The sequence below is a fragment of the Tenacibaculum xiamenense genome, from assembly GCF_964513065.1.
Lineage (GTDB): Bacteria > Bacteroidota > Bacteroidia > Flavobacteriales > Flavobacteriaceae > Polaribacter > Polaribacter xiamenense.
On the sequence record NZ_CAZEQU010000020.1, the window covers coordinates 1 to 3,238 of the forward strand.

Sequence of the window (3,238 nt, forward strand, 5' to 3'; positions counted from 1 at the left end):
TACCATTACGTTACCAGCGGTTACCTTAAATGAACCGACTGCGGTATCAGCAACAGCAGCAATTACAAAACCAGTAACGTGTTCAAACCCAACAGGGGCTACTATTGAGGTAACTGGAGGAGGAGGAACGCCAGGCTATACTTATAGTTCAGATAATGGATTGTCTTTCCAAGCTAGTTCAACGTTTACAGGGTTGGTAGCTGGTACTTATAATATTGTCGTAAGAGATCTAAATAATTGTGATTCACCAGCCTTTAGTTTAACAATTGATCCAGCAGAGTCGATTGTATTCACAGCAGTTCCAACAACTTGTTTCAATGGAAGTAATGGAGAGATTGTTATAAACGTTACACAAGGTAATGGAGAATATCAATTCATATTAAATGGAGGTTCACCTCAAACACCAAGTCCAACGTCAGCAACGACGTATACTTTTACAGGACTAAGTTCTGGAAGCTATACCATTGATATTGTAGATGGAGGTGGTTGTACAGGGACACAGCAAACAGTTACCATTAATGATCAATTAACAGCAACAGCCGTGCCTACAAATGCTAGTTGTTCTAATGGAGCTATTGATGTTACGGCTTTAGGAGGAGATGGTAATTATGTATATTCTGTAGTTGCAGCCAATGCTGCGGTACCAGCAGATGGAACTTTTAATAATACAAACCCAATTTCTCAACCAGCAGGAACTTATGATGTTTATGTTAGAGATCAAAATGGAGCTGTAGGATATTGCCAATTCTTAATTGAAGACGTTGTTATCGATGGAATAGCGAATGTTAATATAACAGCAACAGCAAACCAACCTATATGTAATGGAGATTTTGGAAGTATTGATGTGACAATTTCTGACGGAGAATCACCTCATAATATAACGGTAACAAATTCAGCAGGAACTACCGTTGCTACTTTCACTAATTATGTTGGGGCTACGCTTACTATAAATGATTTATTACCAACATCGCCACCTGCTAATGATTTTGAAGATTATACAATAACTATTACTGATGCATTAGGATGTCCTGACAGTGAAACTGTAAGGATTAATAATCCAGCGGCATTAGTAACTACTATTGTTCCAGAAAGACCAATTTGTGGAACTCCTTTTGTAGGAAATGAGACATTATTTGGTATTGATTTTACAGCTTATCCAACAGTTTCGGCACCTTATAAAATTCAGTTTAGTGTTGATAATGGAACTACTTGGCAAGATAGCCCTACATTTAGAGGTACAAGCGGAAATCCTGAATTTGATTTGGGTACTGTTTCATACCCTGCAATTAGAATTACAGATTCCGCGACAAGTACAATTACTTACTGTTTAAATCTTCTTGGTTCTTATGTGATGCCATTTGAAGTTAGTCCGTTAGTTGTAACTGTGTCAACGAATTCAGCTGATTGTACGGTAGGAGCAACAGCCGATGTTACTGTTTCTGGGGGTATTGGTCCATATGAATACAGTTATAATACAATTCCAATTCCACCAGGACCTACTGGATGGGAACCACCAGGAGGAACAGCATCTACATCTCATTCGTTTACAGGTTTAATCCCTGGAAGAACTTACTATTTCTTTGTAAGAGATTTGGGTGATAATAACTGTATTAAGTTAGATGATACCTTTATTATTGATATAGATGTTTTGATAACACCTACAGTTCTCACAGAAGCCTGTGATGCTGGGTTAGGAGGATCTTTACGATTTACTATTGATGATACAGCTGAAAACTTATTAAATGGAGGAACACCACCAATAAATTGGGAGCTATTCTCTATTGATGTGAATACTGGTGTTATAACTTCAGTTGAAACGGGAACACAAAGTAATTTAGACCCTATAGAGCCAGTTGCAAATGGAACATTGGCCGCGGGCACTTATTATTTGATATTAAACAATGGAACTACGCCAACTTCATGTGAGTTTGCAAGTCCAAATATTGAAATACGACAAGGAACACCAATTGACGGTATATTAAACGTAGTTAATAATATTACCTGTGATGTTGATGGTCAGGTCAGAATTGAAAATGTCACAGGAGGATTCGGTGGTTATACATATGCAGTAAATGCTTATGAAACAGGTAACGCTGGAAACACAATTGCCTCTTCATTATCAGGAACTGTTATTTCAGTTGATGATGCATCTTTAGGAGGTGTTACTTCTGTTGATGTTGAAGTTACTGTAACAGATTCTAATGGATGTACTGGTAACTTAGGACCAGTTACCTTAACGTTGAGTGCATCTCCTGTATTGGAAGCCGGAGATATTACAACAAGTACTTGTGATACAAATAAGTCTATCACAATTACAGGAAACAATGGCACGGCATTAGGAGGTAATGCGCCATATCAATATTCTAATGATGGCGGAGTTACATTCTCGGCATCAACAAATGATACAGATTATACATTCAATGGATTAACGCCAGGATCTTACGATATTGTTGTTAGAGATTCTAATGGGTGTACGGCTAGTCAAAATGGAATTATAATTTATCCAGAACTGGACTTTACGTTAACTACTGGTCAGAATTTAAATTGTGCTCCTGGAGAGGCAGTTGTAGATATAAGAGTTGATACAGGCGCTGGTTTAGGAGCTACAGGTAACTTCTCTTATACAATTACAGCGGTTGCAGCTCCGGCAGTAACACCAGCTACAAATACAGGAACTATTACTGGAGCATCGATTTCTGCTAATCATACGGTTACAGCAGAAGGAACCTATGAAGTAATAATGACTGATAATACCTCAGGTTGTATTGTAACGCAAAGAATTACAATTGCTCCAGCAATTCAGCCTAACTTTAGTTTAATTGCTAGTGTAGATAATATTTGTAACGGTGATAGTACTGGAGAAATTCAGGTAACTGAGATTAATAATAGTATTAATCCATTAACTTATACGATTGCAGTAGTAAGTGGAGGGCCTTATACAGGAACAATAAATACGAGTACATTAACTTATTCAAATGTACCAGCAGGAGAATATACTGTTACAGGAACAGGAACAAACGGATGTGTAACTAGTCATAATATTACGATTAATGAAAATACTGCGATAGATGTTTCAGGAGCAGTAACAGTTACGGAATTTGGATGTACGACAGGAAATGTTGCTAACAATGCAGTAGTAACGATTGATCCAGCCTCTATAACCGGAGGAACAGGAACCTATGTTCGTTATGTATTTGTATATACAGCAGCAAGTGGATCGGTAGAAACACAAGATAGC

The 3,238-nt window shown here is 37.7% G+C and carries 1 pseudogene; it reads left to right on the plus strand.

What is annotated here, in order from left to right:
* Positions 1-3,238, plus strand: a pseudogene (locus ACKTTV_RS09175) (hypothetical protein); the annotation flags it as partial.